29 protein-coding genes are annotated in these 25,054 nt (G+C 70.1%); 14 read left to right on the top strand and 15 right to left on the bottom strand.

What is annotated here, in order from left to right; all coding sequences use genetic code 11:
• The first annotated feature begins 102 nt into the window (after positions 1–102).
• Positions 103–2,298, top strand: a complete 2,196-nt coding sequence (locus CXQ92_RS12855) for a S9 family peptidase (protein WP_104168072.1) — start codon at positions 103–105, stop codon at positions 2,296–2,298.
• Here the strand turns inward: CXQ92_RS12855 and CXQ92_RS12850 are convergent.
• Positions 2,229–2,444, bottom strand: coding sequence for a hypothetical protein (locus CXQ92_RS12850; protein WP_104168071.1), 216 nt, complete (start codon positions 2,442–2,444; stop codon positions 2,229–2,231). The genes CXQ92_RS12855 and CXQ92_RS12850 overlap by 70 nt on opposite strands.
• Positions 2,445–2,616: 172 nt before the next feature.
• Between CXQ92_RS12850 and CXQ92_RS12845 the strand changes: the two genes are divergently transcribed.
• The gene (locus tag CXQ92_RS12845; RefSeq protein ID WP_258069934.1) at positions 2,617–2,988 is read left to right on the top strand and encodes a hotdog fold thioesterase; all 372 of its coding nucleotides are present in this window, start codon (positions 2,617–2,619) and stop codon (positions 2,986–2,988) included.
• Positions 2,985–3,851 carry an SGNH/GDSL hydrolase family protein gene (locus CXQ92_RS12840; RefSeq protein ID WP_104168070.1) on the top strand — a complete coding sequence of 289 codons (867 nt, stop codon included), beginning with the start codon at positions 2,985–2,987 and terminating at the stop codon, positions 3,849–3,851. The genes CXQ92_RS12845 and CXQ92_RS12840 overlap by 4 nt, the downstream gene beginning before the upstream one ends.
• Here the strand turns inward: CXQ92_RS12840 and CXQ92_RS12835 are convergent.
• Positions 3,848–4,636, bottom strand: coding sequence for a tyrosine-protein phosphatase (locus tag CXQ92_RS12835; protein WP_181033652.1), 789 nt, complete (start codon positions 4,634–4,636; stop codon positions 3,848–3,850). The genes CXQ92_RS12840 and CXQ92_RS12835 overlap by 4 nt on opposite strands.
• 106 nt (positions 4,637–4,742) lie before the next feature.
• Between CXQ92_RS12835 and CXQ92_RS12830 the strand changes: the two genes are divergently transcribed.
• Genes CXQ92_RS12830 through CXQ92_RS12815 form a run of 4 tightly spaced genes read left to right on the top strand, consistent with a single transcriptional unit; the run spans position 4,743 to position 8,256 of the window.
• A complete protein-coding gene (locus CXQ92_RS12830) occupies positions 4,743–5,180 on the top strand; it encodes a VOC family protein (RefSeq protein ID WP_104168068.1) in 438 nt (145 codons plus the stop codon).
• Between the two features lie 50 nt (positions 5,181–5,230).
• Positions 5,231–6,184, top strand: a complete 954-nt coding sequence (locus CXQ92_RS12825; RefSeq protein WP_104168067.1) for a 1,4-dihydroxy-2-naphthoyl-CoA synthase — start codon at positions 5,231–5,233, stop codon at positions 6,182–6,184.
• 7 nt (positions 6,185–6,191) lie between these two features.
• Complete coding sequence (locus tag CXQ92_RS12820; protein ID WP_258069902.1) at positions 6,192–7,322, top strand: AMP-binding protein; 1,131 nt, start codon at positions 6,192–6,194, stop codon at positions 7,320–7,322.
• 49 nt (positions 7,323–7,371) lie between these two features.
• Entirely contained in the window at positions 7,372–8,256 is an 885-nt protein-coding gene (locus tag CXQ92_RS12815) for a 1,4-dihydroxy-2-naphthoate polyprenyltransferase (protein WP_104168065.1), read from the top strand.
• 100 nt (positions 8,257–8,356) lie between these two features.
• On the opposite strand, the gene CXQ92_RS12810 is transcribed toward CXQ92_RS12815, so the two are convergent.
• Positions 8,357–8,662, bottom strand: coding sequence for a DUF4229 domain-containing protein (locus CXQ92_RS12810; protein ID WP_104168064.1), 306 nt, complete (start codon positions 8,660–8,662; stop codon positions 8,357–8,359).
• Between the two features lie 30 nt (positions 8,663–8,692).
• On the opposite strand from CXQ92_RS12810, the gene CXQ92_RS12805 reads away from it, so the two are divergent.
• Positions 8,693–9,139 carry a PLD nuclease N-terminal domain-containing protein gene (locus tag CXQ92_RS12805; RefSeq protein WP_104168063.1) on the top strand — a complete coding sequence of 149 codons (447 nt, stop codon included), beginning with the start codon at positions 8,693–8,695 and terminating at the stop codon, positions 9,137–9,139.
• A 167-nt stretch (positions 9,140–9,306) separates the two neighbouring features.
• On the opposite strand, the gene ccsB is transcribed toward CXQ92_RS12805, so the two are convergent.
• From ccsB to CXQ92_RS12780, 5 genes are all read right to left on the bottom strand, one after another.
• Positions 9,307–10,332 carry a c-type cytochrome biogenesis protein CcsB gene (ccsB, locus tag CXQ92_RS12800; RefSeq protein WP_104168062.1) on the bottom strand — a complete coding sequence of 342 codons (1,026 nt, stop codon included), beginning with the start codon at positions 10,330–10,332 and terminating at the stop codon, positions 9,307–9,309.
• Complete coding sequence (locus CXQ92_RS12795; protein ID WP_258069901.1) at positions 10,332–12,056, bottom strand: cytochrome c biogenesis protein ResB; 1,725 nt, start codon at positions 12,054–12,056, stop codon at positions 10,332–10,334. The genes ccsB and CXQ92_RS12795 overlap by 1 nt, the downstream gene beginning before the upstream one ends.
• A 51-nt stretch (positions 12,057–12,107) precedes the next feature.
• The gene (locus CXQ92_RS12790; RefSeq protein WP_258069900.1) at positions 12,108–12,899 is read right to left on the bottom strand and encodes a cytochrome c biogenesis CcdA family protein; all 792 of its coding nucleotides are present in this window, start codon (positions 12,897–12,899) and stop codon (positions 12,108–12,110) included.
• A 21-nt stretch (positions 12,900–12,920) separates the two neighbouring features.
• A complete protein-coding gene (locus CXQ92_RS12785) occupies positions 12,921–13,496 on the bottom strand; it encodes a TlpA disulfide reductase family protein (RefSeq protein ID WP_258069933.1) in 576 nt (191 codons plus the stop codon).
• Positions 13,497–13,580: 84 nt separating this feature from the next.
• The gene (locus CXQ92_RS12780; protein ID WP_104168061.1) at positions 13,581–14,258 is read right to left on the bottom strand and encodes a histidine phosphatase family protein; all 678 of its coding nucleotides are present in this window, start codon (positions 14,256–14,258) and stop codon (positions 13,581–13,583) included.
• Between the two features lie 151 nt (positions 14,259–14,409).
• Here CXQ92_RS12780 and CXQ92_RS12775 point away from each other — a divergent pair, with 151 nt between their 5' ends.
• Positions 14,410–14,967 (top strand): YceI family protein, encoded by a 558-nt coding sequence (locus CXQ92_RS12775; protein ID WP_104168060.1) that lies wholly within the window; start codon positions 14,410–14,412, stop codon positions 14,965–14,967.
• 198 nt (positions 14,968–15,165) lie between these two features.
• On the top strand, positions 15,166–15,813 hold the full coding sequence (locus tag CXQ92_RS12770) for a hypothetical protein (protein ID WP_181033651.1): 648 nt from the start codon (positions 15,166–15,168) through the stop codon (positions 15,811–15,813).
• Positions 15,814–15,837: 24 nt separating this feature from the next.
• Here CXQ92_RS12770 and CXQ92_RS12765 read toward each other — a convergent pair whose 3' ends face one another.
• Positions 15,838–16,524 (bottom strand): redox-sensing transcriptional repressor Rex, encoded by a 687-nt coding sequence (locus CXQ92_RS12765; RefSeq protein ID WP_258069899.1) that lies wholly within the window; start codon positions 16,522–16,524, stop codon positions 15,838–15,840.
• 196 nt (positions 16,525–16,720) lie between these two features.
• A complete protein-coding gene (locus CXQ92_RS12760; RefSeq protein ID WP_104168057.1) occupies positions 16,721–16,984 on the bottom strand; it encodes a glutaredoxin family protein in 264 nt (87 codons plus the stop codon).
• A 97-nt stretch (positions 16,985–17,081) separates the two neighbouring features.
• On the opposite strand from CXQ92_RS12760, the gene CXQ92_RS12755 reads away from it, so the two are divergent.
• A complete protein-coding gene (locus CXQ92_RS12755) occupies positions 17,082–17,894 on the top strand; it encodes an HAD family phosphatase (RefSeq protein WP_104168056.1) in 813 nt (270 codons plus the stop codon).
• A gap of 108 nt (positions 17,895–18,002) precedes the next feature.
• On the opposite strand, the gene CXQ92_RS12750 is transcribed toward CXQ92_RS12755, so the two are convergent.
• The 4 genes from CXQ92_RS12750 to CXQ92_RS12735 form a co-directional block, all read right to left on the bottom strand.
• Positions 18,003–18,101 (bottom strand): AURKAIP1/COX24 domain-containing protein, encoded by a 99-nt coding sequence (locus CXQ92_RS12750; RefSeq protein ID WP_003792170.1) that lies wholly within the window; start codon positions 18,099–18,101, stop codon positions 18,003–18,005.
• 194 nt (positions 18,102–18,295) lie between these two features.
• On the bottom strand, positions 18,296–18,508 hold the full coding sequence (locus tag CXQ92_RS12745; protein WP_104168055.1) for a helix-turn-helix domain-containing protein: 213 nt from the start codon (positions 18,506–18,508) through the stop codon (positions 18,296–18,298).
• Positions 18,509–18,697: 189 nt separating this feature from the next.
• Entirely contained in the window at positions 18,698–19,243 is a 546-nt protein-coding gene (locus CXQ92_RS12740) for a helix-turn-helix transcriptional regulator (protein ID WP_104168054.1), read from the bottom strand.
• A gap of 59 nt (positions 19,244–19,302) precedes the next feature.
• Positions 19,303–20,505: an acetoin utilization protein AcuC gene (locus CXQ92_RS12735; RefSeq protein ID WP_258069898.1), complete on the bottom strand. Its 1,203-nt coding sequence runs from the start codon at positions 20,503–20,505 to the stop codon at positions 19,303–19,305.
• Between the two features lie 136 nt (positions 20,506–20,641).
• On the opposite strand from CXQ92_RS12735, the gene CXQ92_RS12730 reads away from it, so the two are divergent.
• Genes CXQ92_RS12730 through CXQ92_RS12720 form a run of 3 tightly spaced genes read left to right on the top strand, consistent with a single transcriptional unit; the run spans position 20,642 to position 24,018 of the window.
• Positions 20,642–22,054 carry a TrkH family potassium uptake protein gene (locus CXQ92_RS12730; protein WP_104168053.1) on the top strand — a complete coding sequence of 471 codons (1,413 nt, stop codon included), beginning with the start codon at positions 20,642–20,644 and terminating at the stop codon, positions 22,052–22,054.
• Positions 22,047–22,715 carry a TrkA family potassium uptake protein gene (locus tag CXQ92_RS12725; RefSeq protein ID WP_043441864.1) on the top strand — a complete coding sequence of 223 codons (669 nt, stop codon included), beginning with the start codon at positions 22,047–22,049 and terminating at the stop codon, positions 22,713–22,715. Before CXQ92_RS12730 ends, CXQ92_RS12725 begins: the two co-directional genes overlap by 8 nt.
• Before the next feature lie 4 nt (positions 22,716–22,719).
• The gene (locus CXQ92_RS12720) at positions 22,720–24,018 is read left to right on the top strand and encodes a glycosyltransferase 87 family protein (protein WP_104168052.1); all 1,299 of its coding nucleotides are present in this window, start codon (positions 22,720–22,722) and stop codon (positions 24,016–24,018) included.
• On the opposite strand, the gene proC is transcribed toward CXQ92_RS12720, so the two are convergent.
• Positions 23,987–24,841, bottom strand: coding sequence for a pyrroline-5-carboxylate reductase (gene proC / locus CXQ92_RS12715; protein WP_104168051.1), 855 nt, complete (start codon positions 24,839–24,841; stop codon positions 23,987–23,989). The two genes, CXQ92_RS12720 and proC, sit on opposite strands and share 32 nt — an antisense overlap.
• Positions 24,842–25,054: the final 213 nt, after the last annotated feature.

Raw genomic sequence — 25,054 nt, 5'->3', positions numbered from 1 at the left:
CGTTCGTTCTGTAAAGGCCTGCTCCAGAATTGCACGGCCGCCCAGCACGGTCAACCGGCCGGGGCGGCGGGGCGGCGGACCGGCAGTGGCAAGATGGAAGCCATGACCGCTGACGCCACCGTGACCGAGATCCCCCTCCCCTCGCCCGCCCGGAAAGTGCCCTCCGAGCGCACCCACCACGGGGACACGTTCGTCGACCACTACGAGTGGATGCGCGACAAGGAGAGCCCGGAGCTGATCGAGCACCTGAAGCGCGAGAACGCCTACACCGAGGCCGTCACCCGCAGCCAGGAGCCGCTGCGCGAGGCCATCTTCGGCGAGATCAGGGACCGGACGCAGGAGACGGACCTGTCCGTCCCTGCCCGGAAGAAGGGGTGGTGGTACTACTCCCGCACCGAGGAGGGCAAGCAGTACGGCATCCAGTGCCGGGTGGCCGCCGAGGACACCGGCGATCTCAGCCGCGACTGGACGCCGCCCGTGGTGGTCCCCGGGCAGCCTGTCCCCGGCGAGCAGATCATGCTCGACGGCAACGAACTCGCCGAGGGCAAGCCGTTCTTCTCCCTCGGCGGCCTGTCCGTCACCGAGGACGGCACGCTGCTCGCCTACAGCGAGGACAACGCCGGCGACGAGCGCTTCACGCTGCGCATCAAGAACCTCGGGACCGGGGAACTGCTGCCGGACGCCGTGCCGAACGTCTTCTACGGCCTGGCCTTCTCCCCGGACGGCGCGCGGGTCTACTACACCGTCGTCGACGACTCCTGGCGCCCCTACCAGGTGCGCGCGCACACGCTGGGCACGCCCGTCGAGGAGGACGACGTCGTGTTCCAGGAGGACGACGTGGCCCTGTGGACCGGCTTCGAGGTGTCCGCGGACCGCACGCAGCTGCTCATCAGCATCGGGTGCTCCGAGTACAGCGAGTACCGCGTCCTGGACCTCGCCACGCCGGAGCGGGGGCTGACCACGCTGCTCTCCCGCGACGAGCGCATCCTGTACGACGCCGAGCCCGTGACCGTCGACGGCGCACCGTACTACCTGCTCACGCACGACCGCGACGCGAAGAACTCGATGGTGAGCCTGGTGGCGGCTGGCGAGTTCGCCAAACCGCTCGCCGAGCAGGCGTGGACGACGGTCGTCGCGCACGACGACGCCGTCCGCGTCGAGGGTGCCACCGTCACCCGCACCCACCTCGTCCTGTCGGTGCGCAAGGACACCATCGAGCGCGTGCAGGTCCTGCCCCTGGTGGGTCTCGGGACGCCGGCGCAGGGCGTGCCGGCGGAACCCGGCTTCGACGAGGAGCTGTTCACGAGCAACCTCGCCAACGCCGAGTTCGACTCCCCGATCATCCGCCTCTCCTACACCTCCTACCTCACGCCGCCGCGCGTCTACGACTACGTGCTGGAGGACGGCGCGCTGGAGCTGCGGAAGGAGACCGAGGTGCGCGGCGGCTACGACCCCGCCGACTACGTCGCCGAACGGCACTGGGCGCCGGCCGCGGACGGCACGCTGATCCCGCTGTCCGTGATCCGCCGCGCGGACCTCGCCCGGGACGGGTCCAACCCGGCCCTGATCTACGCGTACGGCAGCTACGAGGTCAGCATGGACCCGGCGTTCTCCATCGCCCGGCTCTCCCTGCTGGACCGGGGCATCGTCTTCGTCGTCGCGCACATCCGCGGCGGCGGCGAGATGGGCCGCAGCTGGTACGAGCAGGGCAAGAAGCTCGCCAAGAAGAACACGTTCACGGACTTCGTGGACGCCACGACCTACCTCGGCACCTCGGGATGGGTGGACGCCGGCCGGGTCGCGGCGATGGGCGGGTCCGCGGGAGGGCTGCTCATGGGCGCCGTCGCGAACCTCGCCCCGGAGAAGTACCGGGCGATCGTGGCGCAGGTGCCCTTCGTGGACGCCCTCACGACGATCCTCGACCCGGAGTTGCCGCTCTCCGCGCTCGAGTGGGAGGAATGGGGCAACCCGATCACGGACCCGGCGGTGTACCGGTACATGAAGGAGTACACGCCCTACGAGAGCGTGCGCCCCGTGCCCTATCCGCGCATCGCCGCGGTGACGAGCTTCAACGACACGCGGGTGCTCTACGTGGAGCCCGCGAAGTGGGTGGCCCAGCTGCGCGAGACCACCACGGGCACCGAACCGATCGTGCTGAAGACCGAGATGGACGGCGGCCACGGCGGCGCCAGCGGCCGCTATTCGCGCTGGCGCGACATCGCCTGGGACTACGCGTTTGCCGCGGACGCGGTGGGCGCGACGGCGGTGCCGGCCCGCTCGACGAGCTCCGTCGAGTAGATGACGGGCTCCGGGTGCGAGCCCGGGGCCTCGATCTCCTCGGGGAGCATCGTCCCCGCCCGGACGGCCATCCCGACCATGGGCTGCGTGATCGTGGTGAGGGGTGTCGGCGCCGTCTCGGCGTCGCGGGACGGCGCCGTGTCCACGGCCGGCCGATGAGGATGATGGGGAGGCCGTCGAACGGGAGCGCTGCTGGAGGCGGGGCCGCGCGGCGCTAGAGTGGCGGACGACCCACGAACCCGGACCCAGGAGCAGCACGCCGTGACGCATGAACCCCTACCGCCCTGGACCATCACCCTCGGAGAGCTGGACGAGCGGATGGGAGTCGCCATCGTCGAACAGTCGGTCGAGCGGGTGGTCGCGACCATGCCCGTCGAGGGGAACCGCCAGTCCTTCGGGCTCCTCCACGGCGGTGCGTCCCTCGCCGTGGGTGAGGCCGTGGGGTCCTGGGCTGCCGTGATCCACGCGTCCACCCTCGGCAGGACGGCGGTAGGCGTCGATGTGTCCGCGACCCACCACCGGAGCGTGAGGGACGGCACCGTCACCGTCACCGCGACGCCGATCCACCTCGGCCGGACCCTCACCACGCACGAGGTGCTGATCACCGACGACGCCGGTCGGCGCCTGTGCACGCTGCGCATCACGAACCTGCTGCTGGACCGCCCGATCCCCGGTACCGTGAGCCCATGAACCTCGCACAGCACTCCACCGGGATCCGGCCCAGGCTCGTCGCCCTCGCCGCGGCTGCCGCGGCAGCCCTGATCGGGGGCACCGCCGGCCCCGTGGCGGCCGCCCCGCCGACACCGCTGTCCTATGTGGCGCTCGGGGACTCGTACGCCTCGGGGTTCGGCGCCGGGTCCTACGTGAATGCGTGCGGCCAGACGCCCCTCGGACTGCCCGGGATCCTCGACACGAAGAAGCAGGTGGATCTGGTGGCCGACGCCACCTGCGCCGGCGCCACGGTGGCCGTGGAGCCCGGCGGCGCCCTGGACCTGCCGGAGCAGGTGGCACGCGCCGTCGCCTCGGGCGCCCTCTCCCCGTCCACGGACCTCGTCACCGTCTCCGCAGGCGGCAACGATGCGGGCTTCGGGCAGGTCGCCGGAGTGTGTGCCACCCGTCCCACCGCGGAGTGCGAGCAGTTCATCGCCGTCCAGAACGCCACGGCCCTGCCGGCGCTGGAGCGCGCCCTCGACGCGCTGTACGGCACCATCGGTTCCGCGGCACCCTGTGCAACCGTGGTGGTCACCGGCTATCCGCATCTTTTCTCCCCCGAGGAGGAGACGCCCGTCCTCCTGCCCGTCGCCTCGCAGACCGCGTTCAACGAGGGCACGGACGCCGTGAACACCGTGATCAGGAGCCGGGCCGAGGCGCACGGCTTCACGTTCGTGGACCTGGTGCAGAAGTTCGAAGGGCACGGGCTCGGCTCCACGGACCCCTGGATCACCTTCGAGCCCGGCGCCGCCGACAACCTGCACCCTACTGCCGAGGGCTACCGGTCCGGCTACTTCCCCGCCGTGCGCAGCTCCGTGAACTTCTCGCAGCTCCAGCGCTAGCCGGGCCAGGACGGGTGCGTCAGGCGTGCCTTCAGGGCGGCGAGTTCCGTCGCCGTCAGGCCGGCGTCGCGGAGGTAGCGCACGGCGTCGAACGATGACAGCAGGTCCTCGAGCTGCCTCCCTGCGCGCGTGAGCCACACCGCGAGTTCGTCCTCCGTCCTCGGCGTCTCGCGCGGCGTCTCCTGGCCGCGGTACCGCTCATTCATGGCGGTGACGGCCCGCGCGTAGTCGGCGCTGGTCGCCGCGGGCCCTATTCCCGCCGCGCTGAGCAGCAGGGCGACCACGAGTCCCGTACGGTCCCTCCCGGCGGCGCAATGGATCACCACTCCCCCGGCGGGAGCCGTCACGAACGCGCGGGCCACGCGGGCGAACTTCTCCGGCCATCGCCTGAGGTTCTCGCCGTAGTGCTCCGGCGAGCTGAGATACGGCCCGCAGAGCGCCATGAATTCCTCGTCCGACGGGTCCTCCGTCGGGAGGTTGAGGAGAACGAACCGGTCGACGGCGCGCGGGTGGACGAGCGGGTCCGTTCCCCGGCGGCCGAGCTCGGAAGGGTGCCGCAGATCGACGACGGTCCGGACGCCCTGCTCCCAGGCCTGACGCCACCCCGCCTCTGTGAGCCACTCGCTCCGGCCCATCCGGTAGAGCCTGCCCGGCTGGATGGATCCTTCGATACCCCCGAGGTCCCGTGCGTTCACCGCGCCCTCCCACGGGGCGTCTGGTGCCGCCGGTCCGGGAGCAGGGGCATCGACCGTGAGGTCGTTTCCGAAGAGCGGAACGGCGTCCATGGCCGAAAGCGTAGCAATCCCCCGGCGCGCAGGCCGGGCCGCCGACGCGAGACGGTGCGATCCCACCACCCTTCCCATCCTGCGCCGGAGGTCCTAGCCTTCCGTCATGTCTTTCTCCATCCAGGTCTCGATCGACTGCAGGGATCCCCACGCCCAGGCGGACTGGTGGGCGGAGACGCTCGACTGGGTCGTCGAACCGACCGACGAGGCGTTCCTCGACCGAATGATCGCGGAGGGTTACGCGCGGGAGTCGGACGTCATCACGCACAACGGCACGCGCGTCTGGAAGGACGGCACCGCCATCTGCCGGGCGGACGACGTCGGCCGCCCGGGGCGTGAGCGCATCCTCTTCCAGCCGGTGCCCGAACCGAAGATCACCAAGAATCGCGTACATCTCGACGTCAACCTGGCCGGCGCCGACCGTGATGCCCAGCGGGCGCGGCTCGAGGCGCGGGGTGCGCGGTACGTGGAGCAGCACTCCCAGGGTCCGCACGCCTGGTACGTCATGCTCGATCCCGAGGGCAACGAGTTCTGCATCGCCTGACGGGCGAGGGCCGCGGCACCCGGCCGGGCCCGCGCCGCTAGACTCGACGGGTGACTTCAGAGCTCCCTGCCAAGGTATCCGACATCTTCGACCCCACCCGCTGGCGGGTCGTCACGGGCTTCGAGGAGTTCACGGACCTCACGTACCACCGCCAGGTGGAGCGCGACGCCGACGGCGGGATCGTCCGCGACCTGCCCACCGTGAGGATCGCCTTCGACCGCCCCGAGGTACGCAACGCGTTCCGGCCCGGGACCGTCGACGAGCTCTACCGGGCCCTCGACCACGCCCGCATGACGCCCGACGTCGCCACCGTCCTGCTCACGGGCAACGGGCCCAGCCCGCGCGACGGCGGCCACTCGTTCTGTTCGGGGGGCGACCAACGGATCCGTGGCCGCGACGGCTATCGGTACGCGGAGGGCGAGACGAGGGAGACGATCGACCCGGCGCGGGCCGGGCGGCTCCACATCCTCGAGGTGCAACGGCTGATCCGCACCATGCCGAAGGTGGTCATCGCCGTCGTCAACGGGTGGGCCGCCGGCGGTGGGCACAGCCTGCACGTCGTCGCGGACCTGACCATCGCCTCGGCGCAGCACGGCAGGTTCAAGCAGACGGACGCCACCGTGGGCAGCTTCGACGCCGGCTACGGCTCCGCCCTCCTGGCCCGGCAGATCGGCCAGAAGAAGGCGCGGGAGATCTTCTTCCTCGCCCGCGAATATTCCGCGCGGGACATGGTGGAGATGGGCGCGGTCAACGAGGCCGTCGACCATGCGGAACTCGAGGTGACCGCCCTCGCGTACGCCGCGGACATCGCCCGCCAGAGCCCGCAGGCCCTGAGGATGCTCAAGTTCGCCTTCAACCTCGCGGACGACGGCCTCGCCGGCCAGCAGGTCTTCGCAGGTGAGGCGACCCGCCTCGCCTACATGACGGATGAGGCGGTGGAGGGCAAGGAGGCGTTCCTCGAGAAGCGCTCCCCGGACTGGTCCTCCTTCCCCTACTACTTCTAGGAGCGGCGTGGAACTCCTCCCCGTGCACACCCCCGACGGCTTCGACGCCCTCGGACTGCTCAAGCCCCTCGCCGCTGCCCTCGCCGGTGATGGTCCAGCCGTCGCCCCGCACGTGATGCCCGATCAGGTGTTCTCCGGGGAACTGCCCAACGACGACATCGCGGCGGTCATCAGCACCTCGGGATCGACCGGGACCCCCAAGCAGACCATGCTCAGTGTCGACGCGCTCGCGGCCTCGGCCATGGGCACCGCGTTCGCCCTGAAGGCGGAGGGCCAGTGGCTCCTCACGCTGCCGGTGCACTACGTCGCGGGCTTCCAGGTCCTCGTACGCTCCCTGTATGCCGGGACGCAGCCCTGGGTCATGGACACCTCCGCGGGGTTCACGCCGCAGGCCTTCACCGACGCCGCAGCCGAGCTGACCGACCGCGTACGGTTCACCTCCCTGGTTCCCACGCAGCTCCACCGATTGCTGGCCCGCCCGTCGCCCGAGACGCTCCGCCTCCTGCGGCGCTTCGACGCCATTCTGCTCGGCGGAGCGCCGGCCGGGGCGTCCCTGCGGTCCCTCGCCCGCAGCCAGGACCTGAAGATCGTCGAGACCTACGGCATGAGCGAGACCTGCGGCGGGTGCGTCTACGACGGGACGCCGCTGGACGGCGTCGAGCTCCGCTCGGTGGAGGGCCGCCTGCGCATCGGCGGCCCGGTCCTCGCCGACGGATATCTCGACGCACCAGGGACCACCGAGGAGAAGTTCGTCTTCAATTCCGGTCAGCGCTGGTTCGTGACCGATGACGCCGGAGAAGTGGCGACGGACGACTCCGTGACGGTGCACGGCCGGCTCGACGACGTCATCATCACCGGTGCCCTGAAGGTCTCGGCGACGAGGGTCTCCGACGTCATCCAGGCCCTGCCCGGCGTCGAACAGGCCATGGTGCTCGGGATCCGCAGCGAGGAGTGGGGCACGGCTGTCGCCGCGGCGATCGTCGGCGATGTCGACGCCGACGTCATCCGGCAGGCCGTCCACGTCGAACTGGGGGCGCACGCCGTTCCCAAGGCCATCGTGGCGCTCGACGCCCTTCCCCTGCTCCCGGGCGGGAAGCCCGATCGCCGGACCATCCATACGCTCCTCGAACGCGCCTAGGCGTTCGACGGACACCCCGCACCACCTACCCGACCTGAAGGACTGACCCGTGGCGACTGCCGCCCAGTGGCTCGAAGGAGCCCGCCCCCGCACCCTGCCGATGGCCTTCGCCCCCGTGATCGTCGGAAGCGCTGCCGCCGTCGGGCTCGGTTCCTTCAGGCCCCTCCATGCGACGCTCGCGTTGATCGTGTCGGTGCTGCTGCAGGTCGGCGTGAACTATGCCAACGACTACTCGGACGGCATCCGCGGCACGGACGACGTCCGGGTGGGTCCGCTGCGCCTGACGGGGTCGGGCGCGGCCCGGCCCCGGCAGGTGAAGCTCGCCGCGTTCGCCTGCTTCGGTCTCGCCGTGCTCGCCGGGCTGGTCCTGATCGTGCTGTCGCAGGCGTGGTTCCTGCTGCTCGTCGGCGCGGGCTGCATCGCCGCCGCGTGGGGCTACACGGGCGGCAAGAACCCGTACGGCTATCTCGGGCTGGGCGACGTGTTCGTCTTCGTGTTCTTCGGACTGGTGGCGACCCTCGGTACCACGTTCACGCAGGCGGGTGGGCTCAGTGCGGCCGCGTGGATCGGCTCAGTGAGCACGGGACTGATCGCCACGGCCCTGCTGATGGCCAACAACGTCCGGGACATCCCGACCGACACCGCCGTGGGGAAGAAGACCCTGGCCGTGAGGCTCGGCGACAAGGCCGCGCGGGTCGGCTACGTGGTGATGCTCGCCGCCGCCGTCCTGCTGCCGCTGTTGCTGAGCGGCGAGTACCCGTGGATGCTGCTGGTCCTGCTGCTCGTCCCGGCCTGCCTCGTGCCGAGCCGCCTGATGCTCACGGGCACCCAGCGCATGAGCCTGATCCCCGTCCTCAAGCAGACGGGGCTGATCAGCCTGGCGTTCAGCATCCTGTTCGCGGCGGGCATCGTGATCACGCGGGCCCTCGCCTAGCAGTCGACCCGATCACGACGGCGACACCACGACCCTCGGCATCACGCGGGTCACACGGCATCAGGGTGCGGCGGGCGGTCGGCTCGACGGGCGTGTTCGCTCAGGCGGCGTCGCGGCGGGGCTTTCGATCGGCGTTGACGGGCGTGTTGGGGTCCAGTGCGTCCTCGGCGGCGGCGTCGTCGAGCTCGACGGCCGTCCGGACCGGAGGGGCGCCCGGTGCCATGCGGCGCTGCAGGGTGGCCGCGGCGGCATCCCGGAGATCCCGGGCGAACAGGTAGGTCACGCACCACGCGAGGACGGCGGCCACGACCGCCGAGAGGAAGAGCCCGAGCCCCAGCAGGACGCACGCCACATAGAAGGCGACGATCAGGAGCAGTCGGAGGGCGGTGAATTTGAGGAAGGCCACTCTCCGAGTTTACTCGCCTACAATTGGCGCATGCCCCGCCTCCTGCTGTTCGCCGCGATCCTCGGAGTCGCCGTCATCATCTACGCGCTCATCGACTGCGTCCTGAGCCGAAAACACGAAGTGCGGAGCATCTCGAAGACCGCGTGGTTCATCACCATCCTGCTCCTGCCGCTCATCGGAGCGGGCATGTGGTTCCTGTTCGGCCGTCCGCGCAGCGAACGGCCCCCGGGTCCGCGCCGCCCGGCACCCCGCCAGCCGACGGCCCCCGACGACGATCCCGCCTTCCTGCAGAACCTCGAGACCCAGCGATGGCAGCAGGCCCGCGAGCAGGAGCGGCGACGCCGCGAGCAGGAGGAGAAGGAGCGCGAGGCGAAGACCCGCGACGCCGGGAAGAACAAGCCGGCACAGGACGACAAGCACGACGGCAACGGCAACGACGACGCCGGACCGGGCACCACGGGAGCACACCGGCCCTGACCCGCAGTGCCGTGCACTCGCGATGATCGAGCACGGCCGTCCGCCGGCCCTGCCCACCGGTGGCACGGAGTGCCAGGGTACGGACCGGCGTCCGGACACACGAGAGCCCCGCAGCAGGAGCTGCGGGGCTCTCGTGTGTCCGGGCCGAGGCCCCGGAGCAGCGGCCGTCAGACCCCCGAGTAGCTGTGGAGGCCCGAGAAGTAGATGTTGACGATCGTGAAGTTGAAGACGATGCAGAGGTAGCCGACGATCGAGAGCCACGCGGCGCGCGTCCCCGTCCAGCCGCGCGTCGCACGGGCGTGCAGGTAGCCGGCGTACACGGTCCAGATCACGAAGGTCCAGACCTCCTTGGTGTCCCAGCCCCAGTACCTGCCCCAGGCCTGCTCGGCCCAGATGGCACCGGCCATGAGGGTGAAGGTCCAGCCCACGAACGCGATGGCGTTGAGGCGGTAGGCGAGGTTCTCGAGGCTCAGCGCGGACGGTACCAGGCGCAGGAACCGGGCCGAGTCCGCCTTGCCCGCGAGCAGCTTGGCCTCACGGGAGGACTGGAGGAGCTGCAGCACCGACATCGCGAAGGTGATGGTGAACAGCGCGGAGGAGGCCACCGCGATGGAGACATGCACGATCAGCCAGTAGCTCTGCAGCGCCGGGATCAGCCGGGCGACGGGCGTGGGGAAACCGACGGTGGCCGCGCACAGCATGACGACGACGAGTCCGACCACGAAGGACCCGACGAAGCGGAGGTCCTTGCGGGTGAGCGTGACCAGGAAGATGGCTGCGACCAGGAACGCACCCGTGGTGCAGAACTCGTACATGTTGCCCCACGGCACGCGGTTCGCGGCGACGCCGCGGGTGATGACGGCGGCACCGTGGATGACCGCGGCGAGCACGGTCAGCGCAACGGCGATGCGCGCCGCGCCCCGCCGCGGTCCGGAGCCGTAGTCCATCGAGTCGTCGGCGGTGGCGGGACCGGTCGGCGCAGCGGTCGACGTCGAACCCCCGCGCGCGCCGATGCCGGCGAGGGCGGGCGTGGCCTTCTCCCGGGCGAGCCGGCTCTCGAGCGAGCCGATGGTCGTGCTCGATCGCACGAGGTCGAGCACGAAGAAGATCAGGGCCGCCACGTAGGCGATGGAGGCCAGCAGCATGAAGAGCTCACTGACCTGCCCGAGCTCTGCGTTGACTGGTTGTGGCATCAGTTGTCCTTTGAGTTGTGGTGCGACTGCCCCGTGCCCGCTGCCGACGACGCGGCCTCCGGCACCTTATTTTCCCCTGTGCCGCTGTCCGGCACCAACCAGCGGTCCATGAGCAGCTTCTCGACGGCCTGGCCCTCGGCGGGCAGCCGGTGGTCCTCGCCGCGTGCGAGCAGGCCGTACTCGACCATGAGGCGGCCGTCGGGGTGCTCCGCCGTGCGGACCCAGAGCCTGCGGCGTCCGATGAACAGCGACGCCGTCAGGCCGAGCAGCGCGAGGGTCGAGAAGACGAGCGCGCCGACCTCCCCCGGGTCGTGGTGGATGTCGAGGGCCACGTACCGCTTCAGCCCGTCGAACGTGACCGAGCCCTTGCCCTCGGGCAGGTCGTAGCTCTGGCCCACGCCGAGCACGATCCCGCCGTCGTCGCTGGTGCGGCTGTTCAGCTCCGTCAGGTTCTCGGTGTCCAGGACGTACACGTTCTCGGGGGTGCCGTCGTCGAGCCCCAGGTCACCGTAGTAGGAGTTGAGGTTGAGCTGGGGGTTGAAGGGGTCGGGGTCCCGCGAGAAGGACACCCCCTGCTCGTCGACGAACGCCGTGGGGAGGAAGAATCCCACGAACCCGAGCTGGTCCGGCTTGGCGTCCGGGGCCTTGATGACGATGAGCGACGTGTAGAGGCCGTCCGACGGGACCGAGACGACCGGACCCTGCGAGGCGATGTTGCCCTCGCCGTCGCGGACCGTCACGACCGGCGCGTAGCCGTTGCCGACGAGGTACACGTTCGTCCCGCCGATCGTGATCGGCGCATTGACCTTGAGGACCTGGGACTCCTCGGCCGCGCCCGGACCGTCCTGCGTGGTCACCTCGGCGGTGAAGTCCAGCGGCTGACCGTAGTGGCTCTCCTGGTCGCGGTCGAAGCGGACGTCGAAGGAGTCCAGCCGGAGGGAGTACGGCTCGAGCCGGTCGTCGGAGAAGTTGGAGCCCGGGTTGAAGGAGTCGTAGCCGATCAGGGTGTTGACGAAGCTGTCACCCTCGACGACGACCTTCTGGCCGTTGTAGCCGAACAGCCCTCCGACGGCGACCGAGACCAGGACCCCGATGAGGGAGGTGTGGAACACGAGGTTGCCGAGTTCCTTGGCGAGTCCGCGTTCGGCACCGACCGAGGGATGGTCGGTGTCGGCGTCCCGCACGTCCACGCGGTAGCCGCGCTTCCGGAGGACGGCCGCGGCCTGCTCGGCGGCAGCGGCCGGGGTGAGCCCCGACCGGTGCGCCTGGTCCGCCGGCACGTCGAACGTGCCGTGGACGGGCAGGCGCGAGAGCCGCTTCGGTGTGCGCGGCGGCGTGGAGCGCACCGCCCTGAAGTGGGCGATAGCGCGCGGGATCACACAGCCGATGAGCGAGACGAAGAGCAGGAGGTAGATGGCGGAGAACCAGACCGACGAGTAGACGTCGAAGAGCTGGAACCAGTCGAGGACGGGCCCCGTGTCCGGGTTGTCCTCGATGTACTGCGTGACGACGGCGGGGTTGGCGGGGCGCTGCGGGAACAGCGACCCGGGAACGGCGGCGACGGCGAGCAGCAGGAGCAGGAACAGCGCGGTGCGCATGCTCGTGAGCTGCGTCCAGGCCCACCGGAGGGTTCCGAGGAACCCGAGGGAGGGCAGGACGACGTCGGACCGGGCCGTCGAGGCTCCCGGCCTGTCCCTCGTGTCCTGTGTGACGTCCTGCTTCACTGTGGGCCTTCCATCAAGTCGATTCGATTCCGTGCCGTGCGCGCCCGCCGATCAGATCGGGAGGACGACGTTGCCGATCAGGAGATCCTGCAGCTGGGTGATCCAGAGGTTCCAGACGCCCGTGACCATGAGGACGCCCACGAGCACGAGGAGCCCTCCCCCGGAACGCTGCAGCAGGAGCCGGTGCTTCCGGAAGAACGCGAGCGCGCCCATACCGCGCCGCACGCCGAGTGCGATCAGCAGGAACGGCAGCCCGAGCCCGAGGCAGTACACGAACGTGAGGACGGCACCCTTCAGGGCCGTGGCGTCGTTGCCGGAGATGGCGAGCAGCTGCACCGCGCCCAGGGTGGGCCCGATGCACGGAGCCCAGCCGAGCCCGAAGGTCACCCCGAGCAGAGGTGCACCGAGGAGCCCGGCCGGGACCCTCGCATGGAGGCGGCTCTCCCGCTGGAACCAGGAGAGACCGCCCATGAAGATGATGCCCAGGAGGATCACGACGACGCCGAGGCCCTGGAGGAGCCACCCCTGCGAGACCCGCAGGAAGGCCCCCAGCTGGCCGAAGAGTGTCCCGTACGCCATGAAGACCACCGAGAACCCGACGACGAACAGGCCGATCCCCGCGAGCATGCGGCCCTTCTTCTGCTGCTCGAGGTCGACACCGGTCAGGCCCGTCACGTACCCGAGATAGCCGGGAACCAGGGGCAGGACGCAGGGAGAGACGAAGGAGACGAGACCCGCCAGGAGGGCGACCGGCAGCGCCAGGAGCATGGAGCCGTTCAGGACGGCGTCGGCGAAGGCGTTGCCGACGGCGAGGGGCATCGACGCGGCCGGCGGCCCCGTCATCGGCATGCCCGGCGCGGCGCGCTATTCGGCGAGGGCATCGGAGATCAGGGCCTTGAGCGTGCTGCGGTCCGCGAGTCCGAGGATCCGCGCCGAGACGCGCCCCTCGCGGTCCAGCACGATCGTGGTGGGAACCGCCTGCGGCGGGACGTACTGCGTCATGTCCAGCAGGACGCCGCCGTCCTTGTCGTCGAAGCTCTGGTACGGGATGCCGAAGCTGCGCTCGAAGGCTTCTGCCGTGGCCTGCTCGTCGCGGATGTTCACGCCGTAGAAAGCGGCCCCCTGCGGCGCGTAGTCGTCGTGCAGCGAGACGAGATCGGGGGCTTCCTCGCGGCAGGGTGCACACGAGGCGTACCAGAAGTTGAGCACGGTGACCTGGCCCACCCAGTCGGAACTCGCAACGGAGGTGCCGTCGAACAGGGTGCCGGAGACCTCGACGGGCTCTCCCCGGTCGGTCGCCGCGTATTCGGTGACCGAGCCGTCTCCCGCGATGTAGTTCTTGCCGTCTCCCGCGGCGGCCTGCTGCGCCAGGGGGTCATCCGCCGCGCAGGACGTCATCGCGAGCGAGACCGGCACGGCGAACGCCAGCGCCAGGCGCAGCGTGAGCAGGCGACGGCGCGGTGCGGGACGGGCAGGTGTGGTCACGGCTTCTTCCGTTGATTTCTACGACGTGTAGTAATCCTATTATGCGCCGGGGACATTCGCCGCCTCGGGCAGCAGGTCGGCACACGGCTCGGCATAGCGCACGCGCCGTATGGTCTCGCCGTCGAAGTCGAGGGAGGTGACGGACGTGAGCGTGCACTCGCGCTGGCGCGGGTCGTGCCAGAGCCGGCGGTGTTCGGCGGCGAGCCTCGTCACCCAGATCGGGAGCTGGTGGCTGACCAGGATGACCTCCGCGGGGCGGCCCCGACCTTCGTCGGCGCTGAGCTCGAGGGCCAGACGCCGTGCGTCATGGACTCCGGCCATCATGCGTTCGACCTGCCGACGGTAGGGCTCGCCCCAGGAGGGGCGGAGGGGGTTGACGAGGAGGGGCCAGTTGCGGGGCTGCCGGAGCCTGCTCTTGATCCCCGACATCCCTTCGAAGCGGTTCTCCGCCTCGATGATGCGCTCGTCGGTGGAGACGGAGAGCCCGAGGGTCTCCGCCAGCGGCCGGGCGGTCTCCTGCGCACGGTCCAGCGGCGAGGCCACCAGATGCACGATATCGGCACCTTCGTCGCGCCGCTCCTGGAAGTGCCGGGCCATCTGGACGGCCATCTGACGGCCCAGATCCGAAAGGTGGAACTCGGGGAGCCGCCCGTAGAGGACTCCATCGGGGTTGTGGACCTCACCGTGGCGCACCAGGTGGACGGTTGATCGCTGCATCCTTCCAGTTTCGCGCATGCTGCGTGCGACGGCCAATCGGCATCTGGGCAAGGGTTGGTTGAACATTTTACCGATCTGTGGAATAAAACATGCATATGCATGCTTCTAATCCCTGTAAGCATCCGCACGCCACCTTTCTCAGGAGCTCTTCATGACTGTCCCCTCAGGCCTCACCTCCGGCACCTGGTCCTTCGACCCCTCCCACAGCGAGGTGGGCTTCAGCGTCCGCCACGCCGGCATCAGCAAGGTCCGCGGCTCGTTCCAGGACGTCGACGCCGCGCTCACCGTCGGCTCGTCCCTCGAGGACTCGAGCATCTCGGCGACCATCAGGACCGCCTCCTTCACCTCCGGTGACGAGAACCGCGACGGCCACGTCAAGGGCGCCGACTTCTTCGACGTCGAGCAGTTCCCCGAGATGACCTTCGTGTCCACCTCCCACGAGGGTTCCGGCGAGACGTACAGGATCAACGGTGACCTGACCATCCGCGGCATCACCAAGTCCGTGGTCCTCGACGCCGAGTTCAACGGCGTGGCCGTGGACCCCTTCGGCGCCACCCGCGCCGGGGTCTCCGCCTCCACGAGCATCTCGCGCAAGGACTTCGGCCTCACCTGGAACGCCGCACTCGAAGCCGGCGGCGTCCTCGTGGGCGACAAGGTGACCATCACCATCGAAGCCGCTTTCGTGGCTCCCGCGGTCGCCACGGTCTGATCCGCCACCCGGGCCCACCGCCCGCCCGCAGGCCCCGACGGCCGGCGTCGTCCTCCCGACGACGCCGGCCGTCGGCGTTTCGTCCCGCCCCCACCGGGAGCCGACGATCTAGGCTGACGGTGACCACATCCACGAGGGGCGCGTCCATGGGGGCACCACCGGGCGGATGACCACCACTGATCAGCGAAGGACGCGATGATGAGCACACCACAGGACAACCCGAACGGGCAGGACAACGGGCCCGACTGGAATCCTCCGGGATCGGGCAGCAGCGGCCAGAACCCCTATCCCCCGCAGGGCCAGCCGTCGCACGGCGGGCAGGACGACGGGAACCGGGCTGCCCAGTCCCCGGGGTACGCCTACCCGACGTCGGCCGCACCGGGTCCCGCCGAGAAGGGGCCGGCCCCCAAGGAGGTCCACCGGGCCTACTACCTCATCCTCGCCGCGGGCATCGTCTACCTGCTGTCCTCCGTCGTCTCCCTGCTGACGACCGATGTGCCGGACATGGCCGGAGCCGCGGTCGGGGTGGGCGTCGGACTCGTCGTCTCGGTGATCATCGCGGCCCTGTACGTGGTCCTGGCCGTCTTCATCCGCAGGGGCCGGAACTGGGCGCGCATCACCGCGACGGTCCTCGCCGCACTCAACGTAGTGGGCACACTCGGCATCCTCTTCCTGACGCCCGTACTCACCGCCGCCGCGGAGTCGGCCGGACAGCCCGTGGCCGAAACGTCCGCGATCTCGACGGTGTCCAGCGTGCTGGTCATGCTGCTGGGCGTGGCCGGCGTCGTCCTGACCTACCTCAAGCCCGCGCGGCCGTACTTCGCACCGCAGAAGCTCGGGTACTGAACGCGCAGTCGCGCGTAACCCTGCCTACTGGGCGCGGGAGATCGGACCGAGGTCCGGCTCCTGCGCCCTTTGCGCGTGGTAGGCCAGGATCTGCAGCTCCGTGGACAGGTCCACCTTGCGCAGCTGGACATGCGGTGGCACCTGCAGCACCACGGGCGCGAAGCTGAGGATGCTGGAGATCCCGGCCGCGACGAGGCGGTCACACAGTTCCTGGGCGACCCCCGCGGGAACCGCGAGCACCGCCATGTTGGTGCGGGTGCGTTCCAGCACCGCCTCGAGGTCGTCGACGGCGCTGACCCGGAGGTAGCCCACCTCGGAGCCGACGACCAGCTGGTCGGCGTCGAAGAGCGCCACGATCTCGAAGCCCCGCGAGCCGAACCCCGAATAGCCGGCGAGGGCCCGTCCGAGGTTGCCCACGCCGAGGATGGCGACGCGCCAGTCGAGCGTCAGCCCGAGGGCCACCGAGATCTGCCGGTTGAGGAACTGCACGTCGTACCCGACGCCCCGGGTGCCGTAGGACCCGAGGTAGGAGAGGTCCTTGCGGAGCTTCGGGGAATTCACTCCGGCGGCATCCGCGAGCTCCTCGGAGGACACCCGTTCGATGCCCTCGGCGAGCAGGGAATTCAGCGCCCGCAGGTAGATGGTGAGACGGGCGACCGACGCCGGAGGGATATGGCGCGCCGCATCGTCCACGGGGTGAAGGCCTGGCATGTCCGGCGGTGTCACTGTCATCGGCTCCGTTGCTAGCACCGCCGCGCCCGGTGCGGGAGCCGCGGTTCCGGGGTCCCTCGGCGTCGGGGGCGGAAGTACCACCACTGTATGCCGACGGCGCGGGGCCTCCAAGCCGGACGGCGGGCGGCCGTCAGCGCGGCTGCAGGGCTGGGCCGGCCGTCGCCCGTCGGGGCTGTCAGGTGCCGGTCAGCAGCCGCCTCAGCCTCGACTCGTCGATCGACCAGAAGTCCCGCTGCACCCCGTCGATGAACAGGACGGGCAGCTCCTCCGCGAACCGGGCGCCGAGCGCGGGAACCTCGGCCGCGCTCACCTCGCGCCAGCCCAGACCCAGGTCGGCGGTCACCCGCCGCACGACGGCGCGGGCGTCCTCGCAGAGATGACACCCGGGGCGGGTGAGGAGTACGACGCCGGCACCGGGCGCCTCCGCGGGGGATTCCATCCCTCCACGGTACTGCGCCCGTGCGGCGCGAGCGGCGGGAAGCAGCACCGGCGGGAGATCACGCCGGGGGGAGGAGCCGAAGAACTAGACTCGGATCATGCCGGACGCCGCCCGGGTCACGCACCCCACCCTCCAGCCTCCGGCGACCGTCGCGGGCGAAGCAGCCTTCTTCGACGTGGACAACACGCTGATGCGCGGCGCGAGCCTCTTCCACGTGGCCCGCAAGATGTACCAGCGCAAGGCCTTCACGCTGCGCTTCGCCGCAGGACTGGCCTGGAAGCAGCTCCGCTTCATCATGCGTGGCGAGACGATGACGGATGTGAACTCGGTGCGGGACGCCGCCCTCGCGTTCGCCATCGGGATCGCCCACGAGGACATCCTGGCCCTGGGCGAGGAGGTCTACGACGAGATGATCGCGTCGAAGATCTGGCCCGGCGCGCGTGCCCTCGCCGAGCAGCACCTGAGCTCGCACCGGCAGGTCTGGCTGGTGACCGGCACCCCGGTGGAGGTAGCAGGCGTGATCGCCAGTCGCCTCGGCCTCACCGGAGCGCTCGGCACCGTGGGGGAGGTGGCCGACGGCCTGTACACCGGCAAGCTGGTCGGCGACTTCCTGCACGGGCCGGCCAAGGCCGCAGCCGTGCTGGGACTGGCCCGGCGGGAGAACCTGGACCTCTCGCGCTGCTGGGGCTACAGCGACTCCTACAACGACATCCCCCTGCTGACCGCCGTCGGGCATCCGGTGGCCATCAACCCGGACAGCCGGCTCCGCCGCCATGCCCGTGCGCACAACTGGCCCGTCTACGATTTCCGCAGCGGGCGACGGGCGGCGACCCTGGGCCTCCGCGCGGCCACCGTCATCGGATCCGTCTACGGACTGTGGCGCGGGTACTCACGGTTCAGGAGTTCCTGACCTGCGGATCCGCCCGGGAAGCCCGCCGGACGACAACGGCCCGGGTTCCACGCATGGAGCGGGAATCCGGGCCGGTCAGCACACTCCGGCTCGCGGCCGGGCGCCTGCCTACTTCTTGTTGCGGCGCTGGTGACGGGTCTTGCGAAGCAGCTTGCGGTGCTTCTTCTTTGCCATACGCTTGCGGCGCTTCTTGATTACTGAACCCATAGAGTCCTCACAAACTGTTGTGTTGCCAGGGCGGACTGCGGCGAGGTGCCACGGGGGAAGCCCTGGTGATGACGAAAGGCGCGTGCCTGGTGGCAGTTGCCCGTTTGATGCAATAAGTCGAGCGGGCTCGGAACCCGCCCAAAACGCTCCTTAACAGGGTACATCCGTTTGAGGAGCCCACGGACGACGGGCGATCAGGCGCTCTCGGACTGTCCGTCGACCTGCGCCCGGTGGAGGAACCCCTCGACCGCGGACTCGGGGACACGGTAGGAGCGGCCGAACTGCACAGCCGGCAGCTCTCCCGCGTGGACGAGCCTGTACACGGTCATCTTCGATACGCGCATGAGCTCGGCCACTTCCGCGACCGTCAGGAACCGCACGTCCGAGAAGTGATTCCCGTCGGCCATCTCACCACTATTCCTTTGCATGGAGGCTTGCACGTCACCCTGGGACCGGCATCGCGGAAGCGATCCGGGGGCAACCGTTCGGCGTGTCGCCCTGTAGCCAGAGGACAATCCGCCCAAGGATCCACTCTAGTGGCAGATGTGACGCAAGTGAAAGATGGTCGACAGTGAAAGATGGTCGACGAAGAGGCCCTACGACGACGGATCGCGCCGACGGCGCAGTTGGGACAGGAGGTCCGCGGCGCGCTCCGCCGCCCGGCCCATGGTCCGGCCCATCGGGGGACGCGGTGCATCGGGCCCGCCGGACACAGGAGGTGCTGCCAGGACCGCTGCGGCCAGCGCCGTCGTGCCTGCGGTGACCGATGCCTCGGCGGTCTCCGGTTCGAGCGCCGCGACGACGTCCTCCACCGTCGTCACCTCGGAGGAGTGACCGTCCTGAAGGAGGTCCCCGGAGGCCGCGACGGACACCGGATCGGCGGCCGGCTCGAATCCGGCGAGCCAGTCGCGCACGCGGCCGAGCGGTGCGGTGTCGAGCGAGTAGTAGCGCTTCTGCCCCTGCGCGCGCATGCTCACCAGACCCGCCTCCCGCAGCACCTTCAGGTGCTTCGACACCGTGGGCTGGCTGACCTGCAGCTCGATCACGAGCTCCCCCACCGCCTTGTCGCCGTCCCGCAGATTCTCGAGGATCTGCCGGCGTGTTCCTTCGGCGATGACGGCGAATACATCATCGATTCCCATTCGCCTACCCTAACGACATATACGCCGCACGGCATCATGACGCGATCGGCGGGTCCCGGTCAGTCGAACCAGGGGTCCAGCCCGTGCAGCGGGAAGAGGGCCTTCCGGGTCGCCATCACCGTCCGGTCGAGGTCGTCGTTCGGGTCGTAGCCGATCTCCCACGACCGCCACCAGATGTCCGCTCCGTCGCCCATCAAACGCGGCGCCTCGACGCCGTGCCGCTCGAGCACGTACTCCCGCCAGGCAGCCGGGACGGGGGTGGCCGGGCCCATCGGCGCGCCGGCAGCCACCGCCACGAGCAACGACCAGGACCGCGGCACCACGCTCGCGAGGGCGTAGCCGCCGCCGCCGGTCGCGATCCACCGCCCCTCGCACAGGCGGTCCGCCAGTTCCCGCACGCCCACCATCAGGGCATGCTGGGCGTCGACACTGACGCGCAGGTTCGTGAGAGGGTCCTCGCGATGGGAGTCACAGCCGTGCTGGCTCACGATGACCCCCGGCGCGAAGGCCGCGGCGAGTTGCGGCACGACGGCGTGGAAGGCCCGCAGCACCGCCGCGTCCCCGGCGACGGTGGGCAGGGCCACGTTCACGGCATACCCCTCCGCGCCGGGCCCCCCGGTCTCGCTGGCGAAGCCCGTGCCCGGAAAGAGGCTCATGCCCGTCTCGTGCAGGGAGATCGTCATGACGCGCGGATCGTCCCAGAAGATGCTCTGCGTCCCGTCGCCGTGGTGTGCATCGACGTCGATGTAGAGGACGCGCGGGACGCCGCGGTCGAGCAGCCGCTGGATGGAGGCCGCGGCGTCGTTGTAGATGCAGAAGCCGCTGGCCCGGGACCGCGCCGCGTGGTGCATGCCGCCGCCGAAATTCACCGCCCGGACGGCGGAGCCCCGGATGATCGCCTCGGCCGCGTCGAGGGACCCGCCGGCAAGCCGGGCACTGGCCTCGTGCATCCCGGCGAAGGCGGGGGTGTCCTCCGTGCCGAGGCCCCTGGCCTCGTCCGAGGTGTCAGGGTTGCTGCTGATCCGGCGGACCGCCCCGATGTAGTCCGGGCTGTGGACCGCTGCCAGGTCGTCGTCCGAGGCCACGGGGGGAGCGGCGACCGTCACGCCGTCGAGCTCCAACAGCCCGCAGTCACGCGCGAGCCGCGCCGTCAGGTGCAGCCGCTCCGGGTTCATGGGGTGCTGCCCGCCGAAGTCGTAGGCCAGCATCGACTCGTCCCAGGCGACCTGGAGGGGCACCGCCGACCTTGAGTGCGTAGACATTCCTGAAAGGCTACGCGATGCGGGATAGTCCGACGACGCACACCGGTGAGATGCTTTACTACTGCAAGGGACAATTCAGGCATGGTTGTGCGCCGGTGCGGCGGAAGGACCAGCGGACAGGGCAGAGCGGACGTCAATGTTAGGTCAACAGCCACGATGGCTGACGGACGATCGCCGCGGGTACATCAGGCTGCTGGCCTCGATCCGCGACTTCGCCGACTCCTTCGCGAACAGTTCGCCCGCGCGCCTGGCCCTCTTCATCTTCACCGCCGTGATCCTGGTGTTCACCGCGCTGCTGAGCCTGCCGATGGCCGCCAGCAGCGGTACCGTGACGCCCCTGCACGACGCCTTCTTCACGGCGGTGTCCGCCGTGTGCGTCACGGGCCTCACCGTGGTGTCCACCGCCACCCACTGGTCCTTCTTCGGCCAGCTCGTGATCCTGCTGGGCATCTTCATCGGAGGCCTCGGCACACTGACGCTGGCCTCGTTGCTCGCGCTGATCGTGAGCAAGCGGCTCGGGGTGCGCGGCAAGCTGCTGGCCCAGGAGGCCCTCAACAACGCGAGCCGCCTCGGCGAGATCGGCACACTCCTGCGGATCGTCATCACGACGTCGGTGCTGATCGAGATCGTCCTCGCCGTCGTCCTGATCCCCCGGTTCATGCTGCTCGGCGAGCCCTGGTGGCAGGCCCTCTGGCACGGCATCTTCTACTCCATCTCGGCCTTCAACAACGCCGGCTTCACCCCGCACAGCGACGGCCTGGTCCCGTACGAGACGGACCTCTGGATCCTGACCCCGCTCATGGTCGGCGTGTTCCTCGGAAGCCTCGGCTTCCCGGTGATCATGGTCCTCGTACAGGTGCGCCACCGCTTCAACAAGTGGACGCTGCACGCCAAGCTCACAATGTCCGTGTCGCTGATCCTGCTCGTGGCCGGGACGTTCGCCTGGGGCTTCCTGGAATGGGAGAACTCCGACACCATCGGCACGCTGAGCGTCACCGACCGGGTGATCCATGCCCTCTTCGCCTCGGTCATGACCCGCTCCGGCGGCTTCAACCTCGTGGACCAGAACGACATGACGACCACGACGATGCTCCTGACGGACGCCCTCATGTTCGCCGGAGGAGGTTCAGCGTCCACGGCCGGCGGTATCAAGGTGACCACCATCGCGGTCATGTTCCTCGCCATCGTGGCCGAGGCCCGCGGCGACTCGGACGTCCGTGCGTGGGGCCGGACCATCCCCTCCGGCGTGATGCGGGTCGCGATCTCCGTGATCTTCATGGGCGCCACCCTCGTCCTGATCGGTAGTGGCCTGCTCCTCCGCATGACGGACGAGCCGCTCGACAAGGTGGTCTTCGAAGTCATCTCCGCCTTCGCGACCTGCGGCCTCAGCACCAACCTGAGCGCCGAACTGCCGCCCGAAGGAAAATACGTCCTGTCCGCCCTGATGTTCGCCGGGCGCATGGGCACCATCACCCTCGCCTCCGCCCTCGCGCTGAGGCAACGCAGCACGCTGTACCGCTACCCCGACGAGAGGCCGATCATTGGCTGAAAGACCCGCCCACAACGCACCCGTCCTCGTGATCGGCCTCGGCCGGTTCGGCGCGGCGACCGCGGAACAGCTCGTCCGGCAGGGACGGGAGGTGCTGGCCATCGAACGGGACCCCCAGCTCGTGCAGAAGTTCTCGGGCATCCTCACGCACGTGGTCGAGGCCGACGCGACGAACCTCGACGCCCTCCGACAGCTCGGTGCCCAGGAGTTCTCGGCTGCCGTGGTGGGGGTGGGAACCTCGATCGAATCGAGCGTGCTGATCACCGCGAACCTCGTGGACCTCGGCATCGACCACCTGTGGGTCAAAGCCATCACGCCCTCGCACGGCAAGATCCTCAAGCGCATCGGCGCCAACCACGTGATCTACCCGGAGGCGGACGCCGGCCAGCGCGCCGCGCACCTCGTCGGCGGCCGCATGCTCGACTTCATCGAGTTCGACGACGGCTTCGCGATCGTGAAGATGTACCCGCCGAAGGAGACCCAGGGCTTCACGCTCGCGGAGTCGTCGGTGCGATCGAAGTACGGCGTCACCGTGGTCGGCGTGAAGTCGCCGGGCGAGGACTTCACCTACGCGCGCCCCGACACCAAGGTGTCCAGCCGCGACATGCTGATCGTGTCCGGTCACGTGGACCTGCTGGAACGTTTTGCCGGCCGGCCCTAGCCGCATGGAGGAGACCACCGGGGCGCCGGTGCGGCGGATGCGCAGCTCCGGTGGGTCCCGCCGTCGGACACCCGCCACCGCTGCGCGTTCGGCGGTGGGCCGGTGGGCCGCCGGGCTCGTCGGTGCCCTCGTGCTCGCCGCCGTCGTGCTCGCCGCCGGGATCCACGGCCTCGACCTCTCGGTGTACCGCGAGGGGGCCCTCGCCCTGCTCGGCCGCGCAGGCGAGAAGACCCTGTACGACGACGCCCTGATCCAGACCGACACGCGGGGGCTGCCCTTCACGTACCCGCCCTTCGCCGCCCTCCTCTTCGTGCCCCTCGCGCTGGTCCCCGAGGCCCTCGCCCTCGGCATCGTGACCGCGCTGACGTGCGTGTGCCTCGTGGGCGTGGCGGTCGTCGTGGTGCGCTACCTGCGCGCGTCGGGGGTCGTGTCGGGGGCGGGGACCCGGGCCGGCTGGCGGGGTCCCGTCCCCGTCCTCGCCGCCCTGCTGCTCATCGGCGTCAGCGGGCCGTGGCGTGAGGGCCTCGGGTTCGGGCAGGTCAACGCCCTGCTGATGGTGCTGATCCTGGCCGACCTGCTGCGCTCCACCAGGCTTCCCTCGGGCGTGCTCATCGGCATCGCCGCCGGGATCAAGCTGACACCGCTCGCGTTCGGCCTGGTGTTCCTCGCACGCCGCGACTGGCGGTCCCTGGCGTGGCTCGGGGCGTCCTTCACAGCGACAGTGGCCGTCGGCTGGTTCCTGGCACCGCGCGAGTCCGCGATCTTCTGGCTGGACGCACTCTTCGACGCCTCGCGGGTGGGGGCGACGGCCGACCTCTACAACGTGTCCCTGAACTCGATCGTCGCGCAGTCGGGCATGGCGGAGGGCGTGCAGCGGCCCGTGTGGGTCCTGGCGTCGCTGGCGGTGATCGCGGTCGGCTACCTGGCGATCCGTCGGGCGGACGACGACGGCGACCCCGTCCGGGCGATCGCCGCGAACGCGGTCGTCATGCTCGCGATCTCACCCATCTCGTGGTTCCACCACTGGGTGTGGATCGCCCTCGTGTTCCCGGCCGGCTGGGTCCTCGCCCGGCAGCAGGCCGGCATGCCACGCGCGGCGGGACGGGCGCTCCTGGCGCTCCTGGTGCCCGTGATGATGTTCTCCTCGATCACCGTCACCCTCACCCTCACCGGCACGGTCTCCGGCGAGGGGCCGCTGCCGCTCCGGCTCTTCACCGGCCTCGGAGTGGTCCTGCCCGTCGCCCTGCTGATCCTGTGGGCGCTCCGGCCCGTCAGCCGGCAGGAAGCGTCAGTTCGCGGGTGATCTCCGCCGCACGTGCCGTGGCGGCGCGGGCGCCGTCCGCGACGATGCCCGGAAGACCGAGCTCCTCGAAGGTCTCGATGGCGCTCTGCGTGGTCCCGTTGGGGCTGGTGACGGCACGGCGGAGGGTGGCGGCGTCCGCCCCCTCCTCGGCGAGCATGAAGCCGGCGCCCGCAACGGTCTCCCGGGCGATCAGCGCGGCCAGGTCGGCATCGAGACCCAGGTCGACGCCGGCGGCGGCCATCGCTTCCGCCAGGTAGAACGCGTAGGCCGGTCCGGACCCGCTGACGGCGGAGAGGGCGTCCACCTGGTCCTCGGCAATCTCGACGACGGTCCCGGCGGATGCCAGGAGCTCCCGGGCCTGTGCCATCTGCCCGGGACCGGCTGCGGTCCCGGCGGAGATCGAGAGCACCCCCCTGCCGACCCGCGACGGGGTGTTGGGCATCGAGCGGATGACAGGCTGGCCCTCGGGGAGGACGGCCTCGATCATCGCGATCGTCACGGCCGCGGCGACGCTGAGGACGAGGGCGGTCGGCTGCAGGGACGGGCCGATCCCGCGGGCCAGCGCGACGATGCCGGCGGGCTTCACCCCGAGGATGACGACGTCGGCATCCTGCGCGGCGACGGTGTTCGCGGCGGCGTCCTCGGACGTCGCGAGGGCTGTGACGCCGTGGCGCCGCCGGAGCTCCGCCGCGCGCTCGGCGCGTCGGACCGTGGCGGTGACCCGCCGGGGGTCGAGGCCCGCGGCGAGGAGACCGGCCAGGATGGACTCGTTCATGGATCCGCAGCCGAGGAAGGCGATGCGCGGGGCGCCCGGGGTAGTCATGATCCCATCCTGCCACGGAGCCTCACAGGCTACTCCCAGCCCCTGTGGTGTTGCAGCACAAGGAGGGGCCCTAGTGTTGCTACTACCTCATAAGGGTGCGAGTGATGCGGCCGGAACTTCCTGATCCGGCCCGGCGTCGGTGGCACCGGATGGATTCCCCCACCATCCGGCCCGTCCACCGGCGCCATTCCTCGTTCAGCGCCCTGTTCAGCC

This window comes from Arthrobacter sp. SX1312, from assembly GCF_002929295.1.
GTDB lineage: Bacteria > Actinomycetota > Actinomycetes > Actinomycetales > Micrococcaceae > Arthrobacter_D.
Note: the sequence above shows the minus strand (reverse complement) of the source record. Positions and strands in the feature narration are given on the sequence as shown.